The organism is Streptomyces griseoruber (assembly GCF_001514205.1).
Classification (GTDB): domain Bacteria; phylum Actinomycetota; class Actinomycetes; order Streptomycetales; family Streptomycetaceae; genus Streptomyces; species Streptomyces griseoruber.
Genome location: NZ_KQ948787.1, coordinates 1 through 16,893, shown reverse-complemented (window position 1 = coordinate 16,893; position 16,893 = coordinate 1). Strand labels below are relative to the sequence as shown.

Below are 16,893 nucleotides of genomic sequence, written 5' to 3'. Positions count from 1 at the left end.
GCTAGGCGGTTGCCTCACCCCCACCCCATAGCCTTTTCGATCTTCCTGTTGTTCTCCTCCTCGCTGTTGTCAAGACAGCCCGCATAGTGCCGGTCGATGACCTCCGGTGACGTGCCCGCGCGGCGGGCCACCTCCGCCACGGGGAGCCCGGAGCGGAGCCAATCCGTGATGCAGGTGGCGCGCCCGTCGTAGGGCTTCTGCGCCAACGGCGACACGACCTTGTGCGGCGGGAACGCGATCGGCCGCGCTTCCTGCCACACACGCCAGTAGCTGGATGTGCCCACGAGACCGCCCCGCTCGTTCTGGAACAGCCGGCCGTCCGCGGCAGTGCCGAACTCCTTCAGGTGAGCCCTGAGCATGGCCACGAGAACGGGAGGAATGGGTACCGGGCGGTCCGTCTCGGGGTCCCGCATCTTCAGCCCGCGTCGGTCGTGCCGCTCGCCGGAATCAGTCCACTTCTTCCCGGACACAGGGCGCGTTTCCCGAAGAGTGAGGACACCCCATCCTATCTCGGGCAAATAGCAGTCGGCTTCTTTGAGGCCTACGACCTCTGCCGGTCGCATCGCGGCATACAGAATGCAGCCGAAGAAGCCAACCAGCCTCCGCCCCCGATTGCGGTGCACAGACCCCACGTACGAAACGGCCGTCAGGAACTCTCGCCCCTGTGTAGCGTTCATGAGTACGCGGGGATCAATCGGACCGCTCGCAGCAGTAGCGGGCCGATCCAATCTCGCGATCGGGTTTTCGTCCACGTACCCTTTCTGAATCGCATACGCCATAGCGGAGTTGAAGCATCGTCGGCGACGCTTGTACGTGTCCTTTGCTGACAGCTTGCCATCTAGCTTGTAGGCCAGCCGGTAATGCACGTCCTCAGCGATTCCGGACTGCCTAAGCGCGGACAGTGGGAGGGAGTTTTCGGCGAGCCATGCACAGGCTTTCTCCAGATCTGGCGGAGGCTCCTCCTTCTCGTGCGTCGGCACGACGGCCCACCTCACAGCCCGCCGTACCATGCGGAGTTCCGGAGCGTCGGACCCCTCCCCCATCATGCCCAAAGCAGCGGCCGCAAGGCTGTCGGCGAACCCTTCTCTCGTCTTCGCCGCCGCAGTGCGCCAACGACGCTTCATGAACTCCCGCGAGAACTCCCACCAAGTGGGGTCCTTCTTTTTCTCCGCCAACGCAGCAACTGCCGCAGCTTCCGCCTGCCGGATCTCCGATTCAGGGAGACCTGATTCCACATCGAACGCTTCGCCTCTCCGTACGGCTTGCCGCAACTCCGAACGGCGGTTGTCGGCAAGTGCGGAACTGGCGAACGACGCATAGGAAACGTTCCCCGCCACGATCCAGCGGAGTTGATACGGAGCGCTCTTGCTTCTCACCTTGCAGACGCTCCACACACGGACATCATTGGAGAAAACGCGTTCCTTGTTGCCCTCAGGGCGCCCACTTCCGTGAACGCCCTGAGTTGCACCGGTCGTGCTGTTGCTCACGCAGCGTCCTCCCGCTCCGCAAGCCAACGCTCGTACTCAGACCGCCGAATCCGAACGTCGCCGTTCGGGAGTTTGATTGCTCGGGGTCCTTTTCCGAGTTGACGCCACCGGTAAAAGGTCGACGAGGGGACCTTCAAATCGGCAATGACTTCCTTGATGGTCATCTTCTCGTCCGCCACACGGGCGCTCATGCCGCCGTCCTCTCTTCTGTTGTTGAGTGGAGCAAGAGGAGGGACACTCGCCCCTCCTCAGGGATCCGCCACGTCCGCCACGCCGCCACATCGCAGGTCAGGGCCTTGATCGTGTGGCGGAGAGCGGTTTTGTGGCGGGTAGATGCCGCCACACCGGGCGGGCGTGGCGGCACCGAAGGCGCCCGGTCGGTCAGCCGGTGAGGGTGGGCTGTGTGGCGGTTTCCGCGACCGTGTGGCGGATCTCCGTGGCGGTATCCGCCACGGATTCACCCCCGTTGACCTGCGGTGTGGCGGACGTGGCGGACGTGGCGGATTCTCCGGGGGGCGCAGGGCAGTACCGGGTCCAGGCGTCCGTGAGGTCTTCCGCGTAGTAGCCCTTGGGGAAGCCGGACGGGGTACGGATGCCACGCGGCTTGATCGGCTTGTTGCCGGGGGTGACGTACTGCCCGAGCAACTTGGACAGGATCCGGGCGTTGAGGGGCTTGTCGTCCACGTCGGCCCACGGGGCGTCGTCCAGCTTGAGCAGGATTTCGAGGATGACGGCGGTGGGCATGCGGTCAGCGCCGCGGAACACCTTGTCACGCAGGTCGGTCAGCAGACGGATCCCGAGGGAGGCTTCGCCGTCGTCACGGCCAGCGTTGACGAATTCCAGGCAGGCAGCGCGGGCCTGCTCGGGCCAGTGTCCGCCAGCCGCGTCGGCGACGGCGAGCAGCGGTTCCCACACGTCGGCGGGCCGGTCTGTGACGCCCTCGGGCATCTCGGGCCAGGCTTCGGCCACGGCGTCCCGCACGGTGTCGGCCCACTTGGCGAGCCGGTCACGCAGGGCGTGGCCGTGCTTCTCGTGGATGCGCCGGCGGTAGGGCTCCACCTTCTCGTTCGGCGCACGCTTGCGCATCCGGATGATGACCGAGCGGGTCAGGATGGTGTCCGGCAGGGAGCCGAGCCCGGCGATGGCCACCGCGCAGAACGAGGGAAAGAACCCGGCGTTCTGGTTGGAGCCGTCACCCACGCAGCGCAACGACGATGCGCCGCGCCGGTATCCGGAGTTCAGGAACCCGCGGACCTCCTCGTTGCCGCCGGCCTTGGGGCCGAACACGGTGTCGATCTCGTCAAACAGCAGGGTCGGCAGGCCGGGGGTGGCTTCGACCAACCGGAACAACGCGTTGGCGGAGGCATTGACGGTAAGCGCGGCGTTCGGCGTGAGTGTCTCCACGATTTCCAGCGCCCGTGACTTCCCCGAGCCCGGCTCGGGGGACAGGAACGCCAGGCGGGCCGTACCGTCCAAGGCGTCCATGAGGTGCGCGTGCGCGTCCCAGAGGGTCACGGCGATGTAGGCGGCTTCGGTGGGGAAGACGTTGAAGCGGCGGTGGAATGCCTCCACCTCGTCCAGCAGCGCGGCCCCGTCGATGGGGTGGGCGGTCGGGCTGGTCGCGGTCATGCGGCGTTCCTCCCTTCGGAGTTGAGAGGCGAGCACGGGGTGCGGTGAGCGGTGTGGTGAAGGGCTGAAAGGACGCCCTGACGGGCGGTCTTCCTTCGGCCGCCCCTGCTCGTTGCGGGCCGGGTGTGCGGGGCGTCCTGCGGCCCGTACAGGGCGGCGGAGAGGCAATCCAGGAGGGGGGAGCGGGTGGTGGTCACACGCTCTCCCTGGGGGTGGCGTGGGCGAGGATCCAGTCCATGGCGCTGCGGATGGTGGTGCGGCACTCGGCCGCCGGCAGTCCGGTCGACTCCCCCGCCGCCTGGATTGCTTCTTCGACCGTCGCGCGCGGGATGTGGCCCCAGGCGACGAACCGGGCCACCTTGCACGTGCTCTTGTGCAGCGTGTTGTTCCGCCCGGACGGGCCGCCCTCACAGGCCGCACGGATGACCATGCATTCGCGGTGGAGCGCGGTGTTGGCGGCCCTGGTGCCGTCGAACACGGGGGTGAACGCGGGCGGCCCGGCCGGCTTGCCCTGCTCGGCGAGCAGGACGGCGAGCCAGGAAGGGAGCGGGGCGACGGGCGCGGCTTCGGCGACCTCGTAGTAGCCCTGCTCGGTGGTGCTGCCTGCGGCGACGACGTAGCCGCCCCACGCGCGGGTGTCGATGCGCGGGGCGAGGCGTTTCACGCTGCACTTCAGCCGGGCGCCGGGCGGGGCGGTGAAGTACAGGTGGCGTCCTCCGCTGGGCGTCCGCACCTGGTAGGTGTACGGATACGGCTGGTCGGCGCGCTCGCAGAGCGCCTTGAAAGAAGTTGCGCCGTCAGGCGCTCCTTCTGGCTCTTCGTCCTTGGGCACGTCCAGGTCGACGACCAGCAGACCGGCCGGGCCGGTGGCGATCCCGACGTTGTACGGCCGGTTGGCCCACGCGACCTGGACGAGTCCGGTGTCGGTGGTGGCGCGCTGCTCGGGGGTGCGGTGCCCGCCCGCGCAGCGCCCGGTACGAGGGCAGGACCGTTCGGGGTGCCCGGCGGGCCGTTTGGTGTGGGGGTGCAGGGGGATGACGGGCCAGCCGCGTTCGGCGCAGAGCTGGGCGGCGGCGAACAGGTGCAGGTGCTCCAGCGGCACGGTGACCGGCTCGCTCACGCGGCCACCCCCTGCTCGGTGAGGGTGGCGAGGTAGGCATGGCCGATGAAGTGGGTGTAGGCGGGCGGGATGGCCTCGGTGAGTTCCTCGCGGACGTCGGTCCACGTGATCCCCATGGCCTGCTGGAGTTCGGTGACGGTGGGCTTGCCGCCGCCGTTGCCGTAGGCGGCGACGTACGGGCCGTCGTAGAAACGACCGTGCCGGTAGCCGCGCACGCGGCCCCGGTGAGGGACGTGTGCCGGCTGCTCGATGCTCCAGCCGCCCAACTCGAAGTTGCGGTGGCGGATGACGCCGAGTCCGAACATCTCGCCGCACAAGGTCAAGTCCTTGCGGATCTCGGCGCGCCCGTTGGGCTGCTCGATCGAGTAGGGCAGGCCGGTCTGTTCGAGCAGGGCGCGCGTCGGGGCGACGAGATCCTCGTGGGTGCCGCCCCAGCCCTGCGATCGGTTGGTGCCCACGGTCAGCGTGCACTTGTCCTGGCACGGCGGGGACGCGTGCACGAACGCGTACTGCTCGATGCCGCCGGTGGCGATCAGGGCGGCGAGGTAGGTGAGGGCGTCGCCGCGGTGGTAGGGGAAGGGGTAGTTCGGGCGGTCGGCGATGTCGCAGCCGTCCACCTCGAACCCCGCGTCCTCGAACCCCTTGCCCGCAGCGCCGGCGCACGAGTACAGGTCAAGTAAGCGCGGCCTGCGGCCGGGCACTCGCCGGATGTCGGTGGGTTGCGTCATGCTGGGAGATCTCCAGTTCCTTGATGGTGACTGGCTGGACAAGGGCGGCCCCGCGATCATTGGCGTGAGTGGGGGGCCGCCCTTGGCGCAGCTAGAACGGGGGTTCGGCGTCGGAGCCAGCGGCGCCACCGGCCGTGGCCCACGGGTCGTCCCCGGCCGCGCCGTTGCCGGCCGGGCGCTTGCCGTTGATCTGGACGGTGGTGAAGCGCAGGGACGCGCCGATCTCGTCGACCTCCACGGCGAGCATCGAGCGGTTCTCGCCCTCCGGGGTCTTCCAGTCGTGCTGCCGGATCCGCCCCGACAGCACGACGCGGGAACCCTTCGTGAGGGACTCGGTGACGTGCTCGGCGAGCTGGCGCCAGGCGGCACAGCGGAAGAACGTGGACGTGCCGTCCTTCCACTGGTTGCTCTGCCGGTCGAAGGTGCGCGGGGTGGAGGCGACGGTGAAGCGGGCGAGGGCGGCGCCGCCCTCGGTGAACTTCAGCTCGGGGTCGGCGGTCAGGTTGCCGATGATGGTGATCGGGGTCTCTCCGAACGACATGCGGATCTCTCCTGGTTTGGTCGGTCAGCGCTTGGAGTTGAAGAGCTTGAGGGAGATGCCGCCGACACCGACGGGTCCGGCGGCGCCCGCGATGACGGTGGCCGTGTGGGCGGCGACGTCCATGAGCCAGCACAGGGCGGCGACCAGTCCCCAGCCGCCGAGGGCGACGGCGCCGGCGATCGCGAACGGGTAGAGCAGCCGCCCCCACGCGATGCCGTCGGCGGTGTGGTCGTTGACGACGATGACGACCGGCTGTCCGGTGGCCTGCGCGCGGGCGTAGACGTCGGCGGGGATGTGCTGGGCGATGGTGCCGGGCGGGTTGGGCTGGTGCATCGGTGCTCCCCTCGGGGTGTGCCGCGGGCCCGCGCCGAAGGTCGGTGCGGGCCCGTGCGGGTGGCTGTGTGCTTGTCGCGTGGCTTGTCGTGCGGCTTGTCGCCTGTCTTGTCTTGTCGCTTGTCTTGTCGCTTGTCGCCTCGCAGGTCAAAGACCGTTTCCGACCCTCACAGGGCCGGGAGACGACATGTGTTCCGGTGGGGCTACAAGCGACAAGTGATCAGTCCTGCGGGGGCTGTTCGGGGGCGTTGGTGTGGTGGACGTAGCGGGCTTTGGTGCCCTCCCCGACGCGTACGGCGGTGCCGTCGTTGACCCAGTCCTTGAGCCAGCCGACGACCGTCTGACGGGTCGTTCCGTGCTCGTCGGCGAGCGCGCGGGCGATCGCCGATGCCCCGGTGCCGTCGGTGCCGGCGGCGAGCAGCAGTGCGAGCGCGGCGCGCTGCGCGGGACTGTCCTGCTCGGGCTCGCGGCGGAGCGCGGACAGGTTCAGCCCGCCCCCGGCCGCGGCGGGCGGGGCCGGGTCGGGGGCGGTGGCGAACTCGGCGTCGATCTGCTCGCGGAAGCGGCGGGCGAGTTCGTCCTCCGCCGACCCCGGCCGGGTCGGCTCGCTGCGCAGGGCGGACAGGTTCAGCCCGCCCCCGCCCGAACCGGTGGCGGAGTCGTCGCCGGTGTCGGTGTCGGGCTGGTCGCCCATCCATGCGGTGCGCTCGGCGTCCCACCGTCGGGCGTAGGCCGGTCCGGCTGCCTTCGCGGACACCGCATCGAGCACGGGGTGCCGGTCGGAGGTGGCGGCGGTGATCTCCCGGATCTGGTTCGGGAGGATCCGCCACGCCTTGAACAGGGCGGCCGGTGACTCCGGGGTGCCGAGGAACCCTGCGCCCTTGTAGGGGGCCTGGTCGACGCGCAGCCCGCGGGCGCCGGGGAACATCTTCGACAGATCCATGCCCTCGGTCTCGCCGCCGGTGAGGGCGACGCGCACCTTTCCCTCCCGGCGGATCATCAGATTGCCCAGCACACTGCCGGTGGCGCCGAGGGCGGTCAGCACGGTGCGCACGCCCATGGCGCGGGCGATCCGGATCACTTCCAGGATCTTCTCTCCGAGCTTGCGCATCTGCCGGTCGGTGCTGACCAGGATCTCCGCCCCCTCGTCCACGACCAGCATGATCTGAGGGATCTGCGCGCTGACCGGGAGGAGATCGGTGTTCGCCCTGGCGAGTAGATCTTGATAGGCGGTCTTGCGGTGCTTGGCGATCCGCACCGCGGCATCGAGCATGGCCACGGCTTCCTCGTAGGTTCCGGCGAGCCAGTCGACACCGGGCCGCACGGGCTTGCCGTCCTCGCGGGTGAGCCGGCCGGTGAGCGCGGGCCGCACCCACGGCAGACCGGCGGAACCCGCGTTCAGGTCGATCACCCACGTCAGCACGTCCACGGTGCGCGCGAACCCGGCCAGGATCGTGTGGACCATGTTCGTCTTGCCCGACCCGGTCGGCCCGACCACCAGCGCGCACTGTTCCCGCAGGTAGACCAGGATGTCTTCCGCATTCGTCCGATACCCCCACGGAATCCCGGTCAGCACCGACAGCGGGGCGTAGTCGGTGGGGTAGGTGCGCTCTTCGGCGAGGACGTTGACGGTGGTCACGTCGATGATGACCCTGCCCTGGTCGATGCCGGGCGAGGCGGCGACGGTGCAGCCGTGCGGCAGCCGGGCGTCGGCGGACAGTCGGCCCGACTCGGCGGCGATCTTGCTGTAGGTGGCGCCGCCGGGCGGGAGTTCGGCGTCGAGGGAGAAGCCGGCGCCGGTCTCCCACATCTCGACACCGACGACGCGCACGGTGATCGAGCAGACGCGCTGGATGCGGTCGACCCATTCCGCGGCGATCGCGCGGCGCTCGGCGGACAGTTCCGCAGCGATCTGCCGCTCGGCCGCGGCGAGCGCTTCCTCCTCGCGGGCTTCCTCGAACAGGGCGGTGGAGCGGGCAGCAGCGCCGATCCCGACGCCGATGGCGGCGAGGGAGCCGAGGGCGGCCCAGGTGAGCGGGCCGTGGGTCATGGCCCACGTGGTCCAGCCGCCCCCGACCAGCCAGGAGGCGGCGCGAGTGGCGAGGGTGCGGCCGGCGTTGCGTACCCGCAGGCCGGCCACGGTGTGACCGAGGGCGCCGGCGGCGCCGACGGCGAGCGCCCAGCCGGGCGGCATGTGGGTAGCGGCGCCGGTGGTGGCGACGGCGAAGGCTCCGGTGGTGGCGGACAGGGCACCGGTCACGGGTCCGTGACCGGCCGCCCAGTCCAGCACCGGACCACTGCCCACGTCCTGCCTGGCGGTGCTCTTCTTCTTGGCGGTGGCGGTGCTGCTCATGGTTAGACGTTCCAGCCCTTCTCGGCCTCGGTGCCGTTGCGGGGGTCCTCGTGGCGGGCGATGTCCTGCTCGTGCACCTGCCGGAACAGCGGGCCCATGTCCTCGGCGACCGCGACGGCGCTCATGACGGCGCCGAAGATGTCGTTGAAGCCGTCCGCGATCTCCTTCTCCAGCGGGAACTCGGAGTCGGAACGCTCGGCGAGGATCTTCATCACGTTCGCCACGCTGGTCAGCGCGGCCGGGAGTCCCTCGACCATGGCGAGGATCTCCATGGCGTTGTCGGGCTCGTAGGCGTTGGCGGACTGCTCCATCTCGGCGGCGGCATCTTCGAACCGGAAACCGGACACGTGCTCTCCTTCACTCACATCGGTGTTCGTGCTGGTCGCAACCCGCTCCGCGGGCCGCTTGACGTGGTCGGCGATCCCCTCGGTGCCGTCCGTCGTGGCCTCCGCATCGGCGGCGGCCTCCGCCTCGCGCTGCTGCTCGCGGATCTCCTCGTCCCGCTCGGTGCGCTGCCGTTTGGCGGTGCGGACCATGCCCCAGAACAGGCGGCGGCCGGGGTACATCAGCCACGGGATATCGAACTTGCGTCCGAGCGATGTGGTGATCAGCCCGAGCAGACCGAGCGGCAGGGCGAGCAGCGCGGCCAGCAGCCGACGCCCGTGGAAGCGGGCCGCGGACCGGTGCAGCGCCTTGCGGGCTGCTCGGCGGGCGGGTGCCTTGCGGACCGTGCTGCGCTGGGCGGCGACCTGGTCGGCGGTCTTGGCGTCCCGCCTGTTGCGGTGCTTGGCGATCGCCGCTTTCTGCGCGGCCCGCGCCTTCCCCGCGGCTCCGCCGAGCAGCCGGCCGACCGGGCCGCGGCGGGCGGCCGAACCGTGCTTGCCGGCGCGGGTGTTGGGGGTGCGGCGGGCGTCGGCGACCGCACGGCGCGCGGCCGTGGCCTGCGCCCGCCGGTCGGCGCGCGAGCCACCCGCGGCCTGCTGCGCGGCGCGCAGCGCCCGGACCTGCCCGGCACGGCCCGCAGCCTTGCCACCGAACCCGGAACCGCGGGGTGCGGTCTTCGAGCCGGTCGCGGTCCGGCCGGTCTTGCTGCCTGCCGCGCTGCGGCTGGAGGTGGGCGAGGCGCCGCGGCGGGACTGGCCGGGCACCCGCCCCGACCCCGTGGCCGACCGGCCCGTACTCGTACGGCCCGCTGCTCGCGATGCCGCACTGCGGCCCGCGATGCGGGCAGCGGTCCGGCGGGCTTCGCGGCGGGGGTCGGGCTTGCGGCTGCGGGTGGCGGCGGCGACGCCGAGGACGACGGCGCCGGTGGCGGCGACGGCTCCGGCGATCGGGCCGCCGGCCAGGGTGGCGGCGGCGACCATGCCCACGGTCGTGTTCGCCCCCGACAGGGCGAGCGGGACGACCGGCCAGCCGCCGGGCGTGTGCTCCACCGCGTCCGCGGTCGATGACTTGGCGGGTGTCTGCGGGGGCGGGGGCGGTGCGGCGGGAGCCTGAACGGCTACCGGTTCTGTGCTGACTTCCGTCATGCTGCTGGTACTCCTTCACCGGAGTAGGGCCCGGCCGGAGCCTGGGAATGTTGCGGTCGGGCCTGCTGACATGGGGTTTCAGGCGGCGCGCTGTTCCTCGGCGGCCAGGCACAGGCCACAGATGCCGTACCGGGTCGACAGGCAGTAGCTGAAGGTGATCCCGCAGGCCGGGCACGTGCAGCGGGCCCGCATCGCGAGCGCGAGCGCGCCCCACTTCCGCGACGTCATCGGCCGCACGGGCTTCGCGCGGTCGATCAGGTAGAGGTAGGCGACTCGGGGCGTGTCGGCGCGGCGGTTGATCCGCATGCACTGAGCGGCCACCGGCTGACCACCCGGCCGCAGCCCCAACGCACGGAGCTGCCGCCGGGTGGCGTAGCCGTCCGGGGCCATGCGCCACGGGTAGGTGGGGATGCCGTAGCGGGCGCCGTTCGGGTCGAAACAGCGGCTGTAGGCGGTCGGCATCAGCGGCTCGCGATCGCTAGTTCAGCGCCACCGTGACCGGGGTCGCGCAGCTCGGCGTAGCGGGCGGAAACCCACCCGACCGACCAGCCGCACAACTCCGCCGCCGCCCGCACCGCCACGCCCGACTCGAACGCCGCCTTCACGAGCCTGCGGGCCCGGTCCTCGGCGAACTTCTCCGTAGCCGGTCCGAGCGCCAGCAGCGCGGCGCGATCACGCTCCACGCGCTCCTCGTGCTCACGCTGTTCACGGGCGAGCGTCTCCGCCTGCTCACGGCGCTCGTTCTCGGCGCGCTCTGCGGCCTCGCGTTCACCGCGTTCACGCTCCCGCTCGCCGTGTTCACGCTCGCGTTCGCGGCGTTCACGGTCCTCCCGCTCCGCCGTCTCGCGGGCGGTGCGCTCCTCGCGCTCCTCCCGCCGCCGACGCTCCTCCCGCTCCGCCGCATCGGCGGCCAACCGGGCTTCGTGTTCACGCTGTTCACGCGCCAGCGTCGCGGCGTGCTCGCGCTCCTCCCGCGCCTGCCGGCGGGCGGCGTCCGCCCGCTCGCGGGCCGCTTGCTCGGCTGCTGCGCGGTCGGCCCGTTGCTGGGCTTCCAGCGCGGTGACGGCGGCGGTGATGGCGCGGCGGTAGGCGAGTCCGGTTTCGGCGGTGACGATCAGCAGCAGCGGCGCCACCGAGTGGACCGCCACCCCGACCATGTCTTTGACCAGGGCGGAGTCTGCGGTGTTCAGGGCGAGTGTCATGATGCCGGTCATCCATCGCAGCGCCACCGGCCACCGGCCCCCGTGCCCGCCCAGACCGGCGAGGACGGAGTCGAGACGGACCACGATGACCACCGCGGCGTCGACCACGATCGGCAGGATCGGCGCAGTCCACGCCCATTTGGCGGGGGTGTGCGAGGCCATGAGCGGGGTGACGGTGAGGACCGAGTACAGCATCGCGCCGCACACGATCAGCCACGTGCCCACCGACAGCGCCCGCTCCGCTGAACGGATCTGAACAGCGTTCACGCGCCCGCCCCCGTCCATGAACGCACCTGAACGGCGGCGATCAGCAGCACCGCGGAGGCGGGGTCGTCCAGGTCCTCGCGGTCCTCCGTCCACGACCACTCAGCGCCCGGGACCGGCTCGAAGCCGAGGACGCTGAGCGCGTCCACGCGCTCCGTGAACGTCGGCACCGGAGCCGGCCGGTCAAAGCTGAACTCAGGCCACCGCGTGGTGCTGCCGTCCAGCAGGACGACGTACAGACGCCACCGTCCCTTGAACACGGACATCTGCGCCGTGAACGTCTGCGCCATCACGCCACCTCGCCCGAGACAGCGCGGTTGGCGAGCGTCGCCCGCTCCGACAGCGTCCGGTGCCGGCCGCGACGCGCGCGCCGCGCGTCCAGCTCCCTCGGCGCGCTGTCGAGCAGGGTGAGCTGGTCGTCCAGGGTCTCGATGTCCGCGAGGATCTGCGGCATCTCCGACTCGATCGCGTCCAGCTCGGCGTCGGTCGGCTCCATCCAGTCTGCGAACGCCGTAACAACGTCCTGAACAGTCACGATGTGGTTCATGGGTCGTGGGTTCCTTCACAGGTGAAACGGCCCGAACGCGGTCCCCGGGTGGCACCCCGGGGGCCGCTCGCCGTTGAGAGGAATGTGAGGCCGCATCCGGGTGGTGCGGCGGGCCGCGCACAGAGGCGGCCGGTGCCCCGGGCCGGATTCGATCCGGCAGCGTCGTGCCGGATCCGGGGCGGGTTGGTCAGTCGTCCAGCAGGTCACCCATGAACTCGGCGTATTCGGCCTGGTCCATGGCTTCGTAGCCTTCTATGAGGTCGGCGAGTTCGACTTCCTGCCACTCCCGGTCGATGTCGTCCACGGCGTGTCCCTTCGGTGTTGGGGCGATCGGTTGAAGTCGTGCAGTGCCCCGGGCCGGATTCGATCCGGCGCCCTTCGCGGCTGGATACCGGGGCTGACGGGCTCAGTTCAGGGCGGATCATTCAGCGGCCGATCACCACAGGTAGGGGTGCGGGCCGCGGGGGCGCTGCGGTAGCGGGTCCTTCGTCTTCTCGTGCTCGGAGCCAGCCATCACCGGCCACCCCGGGCACGGGCGTTGTCCTCGCTGCGCTTGTTCGCTTCGGCGTTCTTGCGTGCCAACTCGGCACGCTGTTCGTCTGTCAGACTGAGCACCACAGGTTGCCTCCAACTAGGCGCCTGTACGCGGTCCCTCGGGGTGCAACCCGGGGGGCCGCTCCTGTATCCGGAGTCGGCGGATTCCGGCTCCCCGCGCTCCCGGCCGTACGGTGCTCACGCGGTGCGTGGCGCCGGACGGCCGGGAGAGGCAGCCGGCCGCAGCGTTGTGCGCTGCGGGCCAGGAACGGACCGGGCGGTGTCAGGGCGCCGCCGCCCGGTCCACGGCGGCGGTGCCCGTATAGGTCGCTTCACCGCGGAACCTCCGGGGTGAGTCGGGACGACCGGCTTCACCGGTACGCCGTTTGCTACGGCGCACCGGCCCCGAGCCGGGGGAAGTCGGGTGCGTCATCGTCACTGCTCTGACGCCAGCAGGGCGGCGGCGTGACCAGGTGGCGTTCCGGAAGCTGACCCCCATGAAATGGAGGGATGATCCCCAGGGACGTTCTCCAGAGCTGACACGCACAGAAGTGGCCGCCGGCGGCCTTCACCCATCCGCCACGGGGACGGGGACTCACACCCCGTCGAACTTGACACCCTGTTGAGTTCTCAATCAACGCATGCGCTTCCTTCGAGCCCCCTTCGGAGCCCTCCGGGCGTTTGTTGCAGTACCTGTTTTACAGGTACTGCATGAGGGTCCGTCAAGTACGTTGCCGGAACCTCTTGGTTTCGCGCCGGGACTTCTTGGCGCACATTCAGAATCGCTGCAGGTCAGGGGAGTTGGTCACCGCACCTGTGGACAGCTTCGGGACTTCTGGCTACGGTCGAGAAGTTCCTAGACGTCCCAACGGGGGTGCAGATGTCGAACGAGCGTTTACGGTCCGCACTGCTGGCCTGCGGCATGACCGTGCAGAGCCTCGCCGAAGCGATCGAGGTCAACCCGAAGACGGTCGAACGCTGGATCACACAGGGCAAGGTGCCGTACCGGCGTCACCAGTACGCGACGGCGGCGGCGCTCAAGGTAGACGTGACGACGCTGTGGGACGACAGCCGCACCGTCGACAGCGCGATGGATCTGACCAAAGCCGAGATCGTTGCCGTCTATCCGCATCGGCACACAGTGCCGTCCGGCCTCTGGCGTGACCTCTACGCGCGAGCGCAGAACAACCTGGACGTTCTCGTCTACTCGGGGCTGTTCCTGTCCGAGGATCCGCTGTTCCACGATCTCCTGAAGGGGAAGGTAGAAGGGTCCACCCAGGTGCGCATCCTGCTCGGCGACCCGGACTGTGAAGCCGTCCGGCAGCGTGGCATCGACGAGGGGCACCGGATCATGGACGGCAAGATTCGGAACGCCCTGGTGAACTATCGCCCCCTTGCCGAGAGCCACCCTGAAATCGGCTTCCGACTTCACGCGACGACGCTCTACAACTCCATATACCGGTCCGATGACGAGATGCTCGTCAACCCGCACGTCTACGGCATCGGCGCCTACATGGCACCGGTCTTTCACCTGCGGCGCATGCCGGGCGGCGGCCTGTTCGACACCTATGCGAATAGCATCGAACAGACTTGGGGCGGCGCCCGCCAAGTCACGGACCGAGACATCACAGGAGCCTGAGCATGGGACGCATTGACTACCTGCACGACCCTGACGCCCCGCCGGCCAACTCGGTCGTGCCGTCCGTCGTCGCGTTCGTGCAGAACGACTCGGGACAGGTACTGATGATCCAGCGGTCCGACAACGGGCGCTGGGCACTCCCCGGCGGTGGCCACGACGTGGGGGAGTCGATCAGTGACACCGTTGTGCGCGAAGTCTGGGAAGAGACCGGAATCAAGGCGGAAGTTGTCGACGTGTCCGGGCTCTACACGGACCCGGGGCACGTGATGCAGTACGACGACGGTGAGGTCCGTCAACAGTTCAGCATCTGCTTTCGCGCGCGCCCGGTCGGCGGCGAACTCCGCACGAGCAACGAGACGACTCAGGTCCGATGGGTCTCCCCCGCGGACCTGACGACGCTGGACGTGCACCCCACGATGCGGCTCCGGATCGAGCACGCCATGGACCGGACGCGCACGGCTCCCTACATCGGCTGACGCTTGGCGGCGGCGACGCGTTCGAGGACTCGATGCGTGCAAGCGAGGATCTCGGGTTCGGCGCGACGGATGAACTTCCCGATCAGGCTGTCGGGCCCATACCGTCCGGTGATCTCGTTGATCCTGTCGATCGGGTTCGTGGGCGTGCCGTCCGGCGTCGTGTTCATGTCGCAGTAGCAGAGCGCATCGTTCAGGTGCGCACTCGCACGCGGGAACTCGCCTTCCAGCTCCTCGCGCATGCCGCGCGCTTCCGCCTCCATCCAGGCGCAGGAGTGGTGAGCAACCAGGTTGATGACCCGTTCGTCGGCGCCAGCCGCATCCCGGAGGTAGCGCGCACCGTCCAGCGGGTGAAAGCCCGTCTTGGCCAGGTCCGGCGCGTAGCCGATGTCGTGCAGCACCGCCGCAGCCTCCAACAGGTCCGCGTCCTGGTCGAGAACGAGAGCGATCGTGCGTGCTCTCTCGGCAACCCCGAGACAGTGCCTCCACCGCCGCGGCAGCGGTTCGGCGAGCAGGGACTCAGCCAGGGGATAGGCCCACTCCGTCAACTTCGGCAAGCTAGGAACGCTCCTCTCGTATCGGCAGGGCGCGGACCCTCCGCACCTTGCCTTGTCCTCCCCCCGCCAGCACGCCGGCGGTCTCCAACTTCTCCAACGCCTTGGCCACGGTGGGACGTGAGACCCCGAACCGTTCGGCCAGCGCGGAAGCGCTCGGGAACGCTTCCCCTACTTCGAGCCCCTCAGCCGTGATGATGTCCCCGATTCGCTGATCGAGCGGGCGCGGGTCGACTCGCGCACCCGCGCGCACGACGCGCCACCGCCCGCCCGGCGCCGGTTCGGCCACGCCTTCCTGACGCAGTACGCCGAACGCGCGGAGGGCGACCCCGCGCGAGACCTTGTGGCCGCGCATGACCTCAGCCAATGACGGTAGCTCCGTCATGTCCGGGTCGTCCTCGATCTGCCGCTTCACAGAGTCGGCAATCTTCAGGAAGGTTCCCCGAGGGTTGGCCTGCTGCGACACTCGCTCTCCTTCTCCGCTCTCCTTCGTGACCTCAAGACCTCCAAGGCTGCCACGAGACTACGGACGTCCGTAGTCTCCGGAAACGCCGAGCCCGGAACCGCGAGTGCGTGAGGAGTGCGTGAACCCGCAGGATGACGGGTCACGACTCAGGTAAGCAGCAGGTCAGACCGGCTAAACAGCCCGTCATGCGCATGCTCTCCGGAGCCGTGTGCGCAGGTTCGAATCCTGCCGGGGGCACCTTGCACGAGGTGCCCAAAGACCCCGCCACCAGCACTTTCGCTGAGGACGGGGTCTTGGCGTATGTGCAGGCAAATGCAGCCCGGAGCGGCCGTATGTCGGCGTCTGTGGACGAGACGTGGACGGGATCTTGAGGCATTCCCGCAGGTGGCGCAGCGCATCGAAGTCGAGCAGCCGCGCGGCTCGCTATCGTCGTCCCGGTAGTGGATGGCGTCGAGGGTGGGAAGCCTGAGCGTTGCTCGGCGCTGCCGCGCAGTCTTCGACCGCCACGGGCGGCGGACAGCTGATCGAACGAGGTGGGGGATCTCGTGGACGTGACCACGCTTGCAGTTGCGCTCATCGGTGTCGGAGGAACGCTCGGCGGAACTCTGGGCGGAGCGCTGCTCAGCCAGCGCGTCACCCGGGAGCAGAACCAGCGCGCCGATCGTGAACGGGCAGAGGACCGCCACGACCGAGCGCAGGAAGCTAGGCGGGATCTCTACGCCCGTCTGAACACCACGGCTCGCGCTTACCGGGTCGCTGCCCGAGACTCCGTCCGAGCAGCCGAGCGTGGTGAAACCGTCGAGCCAGCAGTCCTTGACACCGCCAGGGACGCTTGGTTGGAGCAATACTCTTCGGCGCAGATGGCGCTGCCGAAGTATGTCCACGAGATTGTTTCGATCCTCAATAGGGCGCTCGGAGTCGGGTATTCCGTAGTCAAGCAGTTGCCGAACAGTCCTGACCCGGACGAGTCGTACAGCCGTGCCAAAGCTTGGTTCAGCGGTCCAATGTCCGACGGGGTGTATCTGCTGCGGGTCACTCTGCGCCATGACCTCGGTGTCGAGGTCGAGCCCGACTTCGAACGCACCTGCACACGGATACTCGCCGCGCTCGATGGCGAGCGAAGGAACCTTGAACGCCTGCTCTCCTCCGAACAGGCGCGGGCGACCCCTCCTGCTTGACGGGCCAAGGAAACGACGAGGCCTCTGGGCATCACGCCACAGCCCTGAAACACGAGCAAGGTCATGTCGCCGCCGGCGGGACCTGGCTCCAAGCCTGGCGATGGCGTGCGACGCCGTACACCTGCTCGACCTGCTCGACTGTCAGCACCCCTGAGAGCGGCGCCAGTGCCGCCACCTCAAGCTCCCGATACACGCGCACGCTGAGCTGCGTGGCAACCACCTTCAAATCAGTCACGCCCACGAAAACGAGCACCGGCTCCACTGGTACGGGAAAGCCGCAGTAGCGCTCAAGCACTCGGGCTACCCGCTTGGCCTC

General features: G+C 69.5%; 18 protein-coding genes and 1 pseudogene. 3 read left to right on the top strand and 16 right to left on the bottom strand.

Going from position 1 to position 16,893, the window contains the following annotated elements; genetic code table 11:
* Positions 1–14: 14 nt before the first annotated feature.
* The 13 genes from AQJ64_RS41215 to AQJ64_RS41160 all read right to left on the bottom strand — a co-directional run bounded on the left by AQJ64_RS41215 (position 15) and on the right by AQJ64_RS41160 (position 11,733).
* Positions 15–1,487, bottom strand: coding sequence for a tyrosine-type recombinase/integrase (locus tag AQJ64_RS41215; RefSeq protein ID WP_079062246.1), 1,473 nt, complete (start codon positions 1,485–1,487; stop codon positions 15–17).
* Positions 1,484–1,678, bottom strand: coding sequence for a helix-turn-helix transcriptional regulator (locus tag AQJ64_RS47195; protein ID WP_079062245.1), 195 nt, complete (start codon positions 1,676–1,678; stop codon positions 1,484–1,486). Before AQJ64_RS47195 ends, AQJ64_RS41215 begins: the two co-directional genes overlap by 4 nt.
* Positions 1,679–1,868: 190 nt before the next feature.
* Positions 1,869–3,116 carry a DUF3631 domain-containing protein gene (locus AQJ64_RS41210; protein WP_055633466.1) on the bottom strand — a complete coding sequence of 416 codons (1,248 nt, stop codon included), beginning with the start codon at positions 3,114–3,116 and terminating at the stop codon, positions 1,869–1,871.
* A gap of 193 nt (positions 3,117–3,309) precedes the next feature.
* Entirely contained in the window at positions 3,310–4,236 is a 927-nt protein-coding gene (locus AQJ64_RS41205; protein ID WP_055633465.1) for a bifunctional DNA primase/polymerase, read from the bottom strand.
* Positions 4,233–4,964, bottom strand: a complete 732-nt coding sequence (locus tag AQJ64_RS41200; RefSeq protein WP_055633464.1) for a DNA cytosine methyltransferase — start codon at positions 4,962–4,964, stop codon at positions 4,233–4,235. Before AQJ64_RS41200 ends, AQJ64_RS41205 begins: the two co-directional genes overlap by 4 nt.
* A gap of 91 nt (positions 4,965–5,055) precedes the next feature.
* Positions 5,056–5,505, bottom strand: coding sequence for a single-stranded DNA-binding protein (gene ssb / locus AQJ64_RS41195; protein ID WP_055633463.1), 450 nt, complete (start codon positions 5,503–5,505; stop codon positions 5,056–5,058).
* A gap of 24 nt (positions 5,506–5,529) precedes the next feature.
* Positions 5,530–5,838, bottom strand: a complete 309-nt coding sequence (locus AQJ64_RS41190) for a hypothetical protein (RefSeq protein ID WP_055633462.1) — start codon at positions 5,836–5,838, stop codon at positions 5,530–5,532.
* 220 nt (positions 5,839–6,058) lie between these two features.
* Positions 6,059–8,191 carry a hypothetical protein gene (locus AQJ64_RS41185; RefSeq protein ID WP_055633461.1) on the bottom strand — a complete coding sequence of 711 codons (2,133 nt, stop codon included), beginning with the start codon at positions 8,189–8,191 and terminating at the stop codon, positions 6,059–6,061.
* A gap of 2 nt (positions 8,192–8,193) precedes the next feature.
* Positions 8,194–9,720, bottom strand: coding sequence for a hypothetical protein (locus tag AQJ64_RS41180; protein WP_055633460.1), 1,527 nt, complete (start codon positions 9,718–9,720; stop codon positions 8,194–8,196).
* 78 nt (positions 9,721–9,798) lie between these two features.
* Positions 9,799–10,182, bottom strand: a complete 384-nt coding sequence (locus AQJ64_RS41175) for an RRQRL motif-containing zinc-binding protein (protein WP_055633459.1) — start codon at positions 10,180–10,182, stop codon at positions 9,799–9,801.
* A complete protein-coding gene (locus AQJ64_RS41170; protein WP_055633482.1) occupies positions 10,182–11,189 on the bottom strand; it encodes a hypothetical protein in 1,008 nt (335 codons plus the stop codon). The genes AQJ64_RS41175 and AQJ64_RS41170 overlap by 1 nt, the downstream gene beginning before the upstream one ends.
* Positions 11,186–11,476: a DUF6303 family protein gene (locus AQJ64_RS41165; protein ID WP_055633458.1), complete on the bottom strand. Its 291-nt coding sequence runs from the start codon at positions 11,474–11,476 to the stop codon at positions 11,186–11,188. Before AQJ64_RS41165 ends, AQJ64_RS41170 begins: the two co-directional genes overlap by 4 nt.
* Positions 11,476–11,733, bottom strand: a complete 258-nt coding sequence (locus AQJ64_RS41160; protein WP_055633457.1) for a DUF6284 family protein — start codon at positions 11,731–11,733, stop codon at positions 11,476–11,478. The genes AQJ64_RS41165 and AQJ64_RS41160 overlap by 1 nt, the downstream gene beginning before the upstream one ends.
* A 1,414-nt stretch (positions 11,734–13,147) precedes the next feature.
* Between AQJ64_RS41160 and AQJ64_RS41155 the strand changes: the two genes are divergently transcribed.
* On the top strand, positions 13,148–13,906 hold the full coding sequence (locus tag AQJ64_RS41155) for a helix-turn-helix domain-containing protein (protein ID WP_055633456.1): 759 nt from the start codon (positions 13,148–13,150) through the stop codon (positions 13,904–13,906).
* A gap of 2 nt (positions 13,907–13,908) precedes the next feature.
* On the top strand, positions 13,909–14,382 hold the full coding sequence (locus tag AQJ64_RS41150) for an NUDIX domain-containing protein (protein WP_055633455.1): 474 nt from the start codon (positions 13,909–13,911) through the stop codon (positions 14,380–14,382).
* On the opposite strand, the gene AQJ64_RS41145 is transcribed toward AQJ64_RS41150, so the two are convergent.
* Positions 14,370–14,936 (bottom strand): HD domain-containing protein, encoded by a 567-nt coding sequence (locus AQJ64_RS41145; protein WP_055633454.1) that lies wholly within the window; start codon positions 14,934–14,936, stop codon positions 14,370–14,372. The two genes, AQJ64_RS41150 and AQJ64_RS41145, sit on opposite strands and share 13 nt — an antisense overlap.
* A 1-nt stretch (position 14,937) precedes the next feature.
* Complete coding sequence (locus AQJ64_RS41140) at positions 14,938–15,399, bottom strand: GntR family transcriptional regulator (protein ID WP_055633453.1); 462 nt, start codon at positions 15,397–15,399, stop codon at positions 14,938–14,940.
* Between the two features lie 545 nt (positions 15,400–15,944).
* Here AQJ64_RS41140 and AQJ64_RS41135 point away from each other — a divergent pair.
* On the top strand, positions 15,945–16,577 hold the full coding sequence (locus AQJ64_RS41135) for a hypothetical protein (protein WP_240512578.1): 633 nt from the start codon (positions 15,945–15,947) through the stop codon (positions 16,575–16,577).
* A 61-nt stretch (positions 16,578–16,638) separates the two neighbouring features.
* Here the strand turns inward: AQJ64_RS41135 and AQJ64_RS41130 are convergent.
* Positions 16,639–16,893: pseudogene (locus AQJ64_RS41130) on the bottom strand (NERD domain-containing protein); the annotation flags it as partial.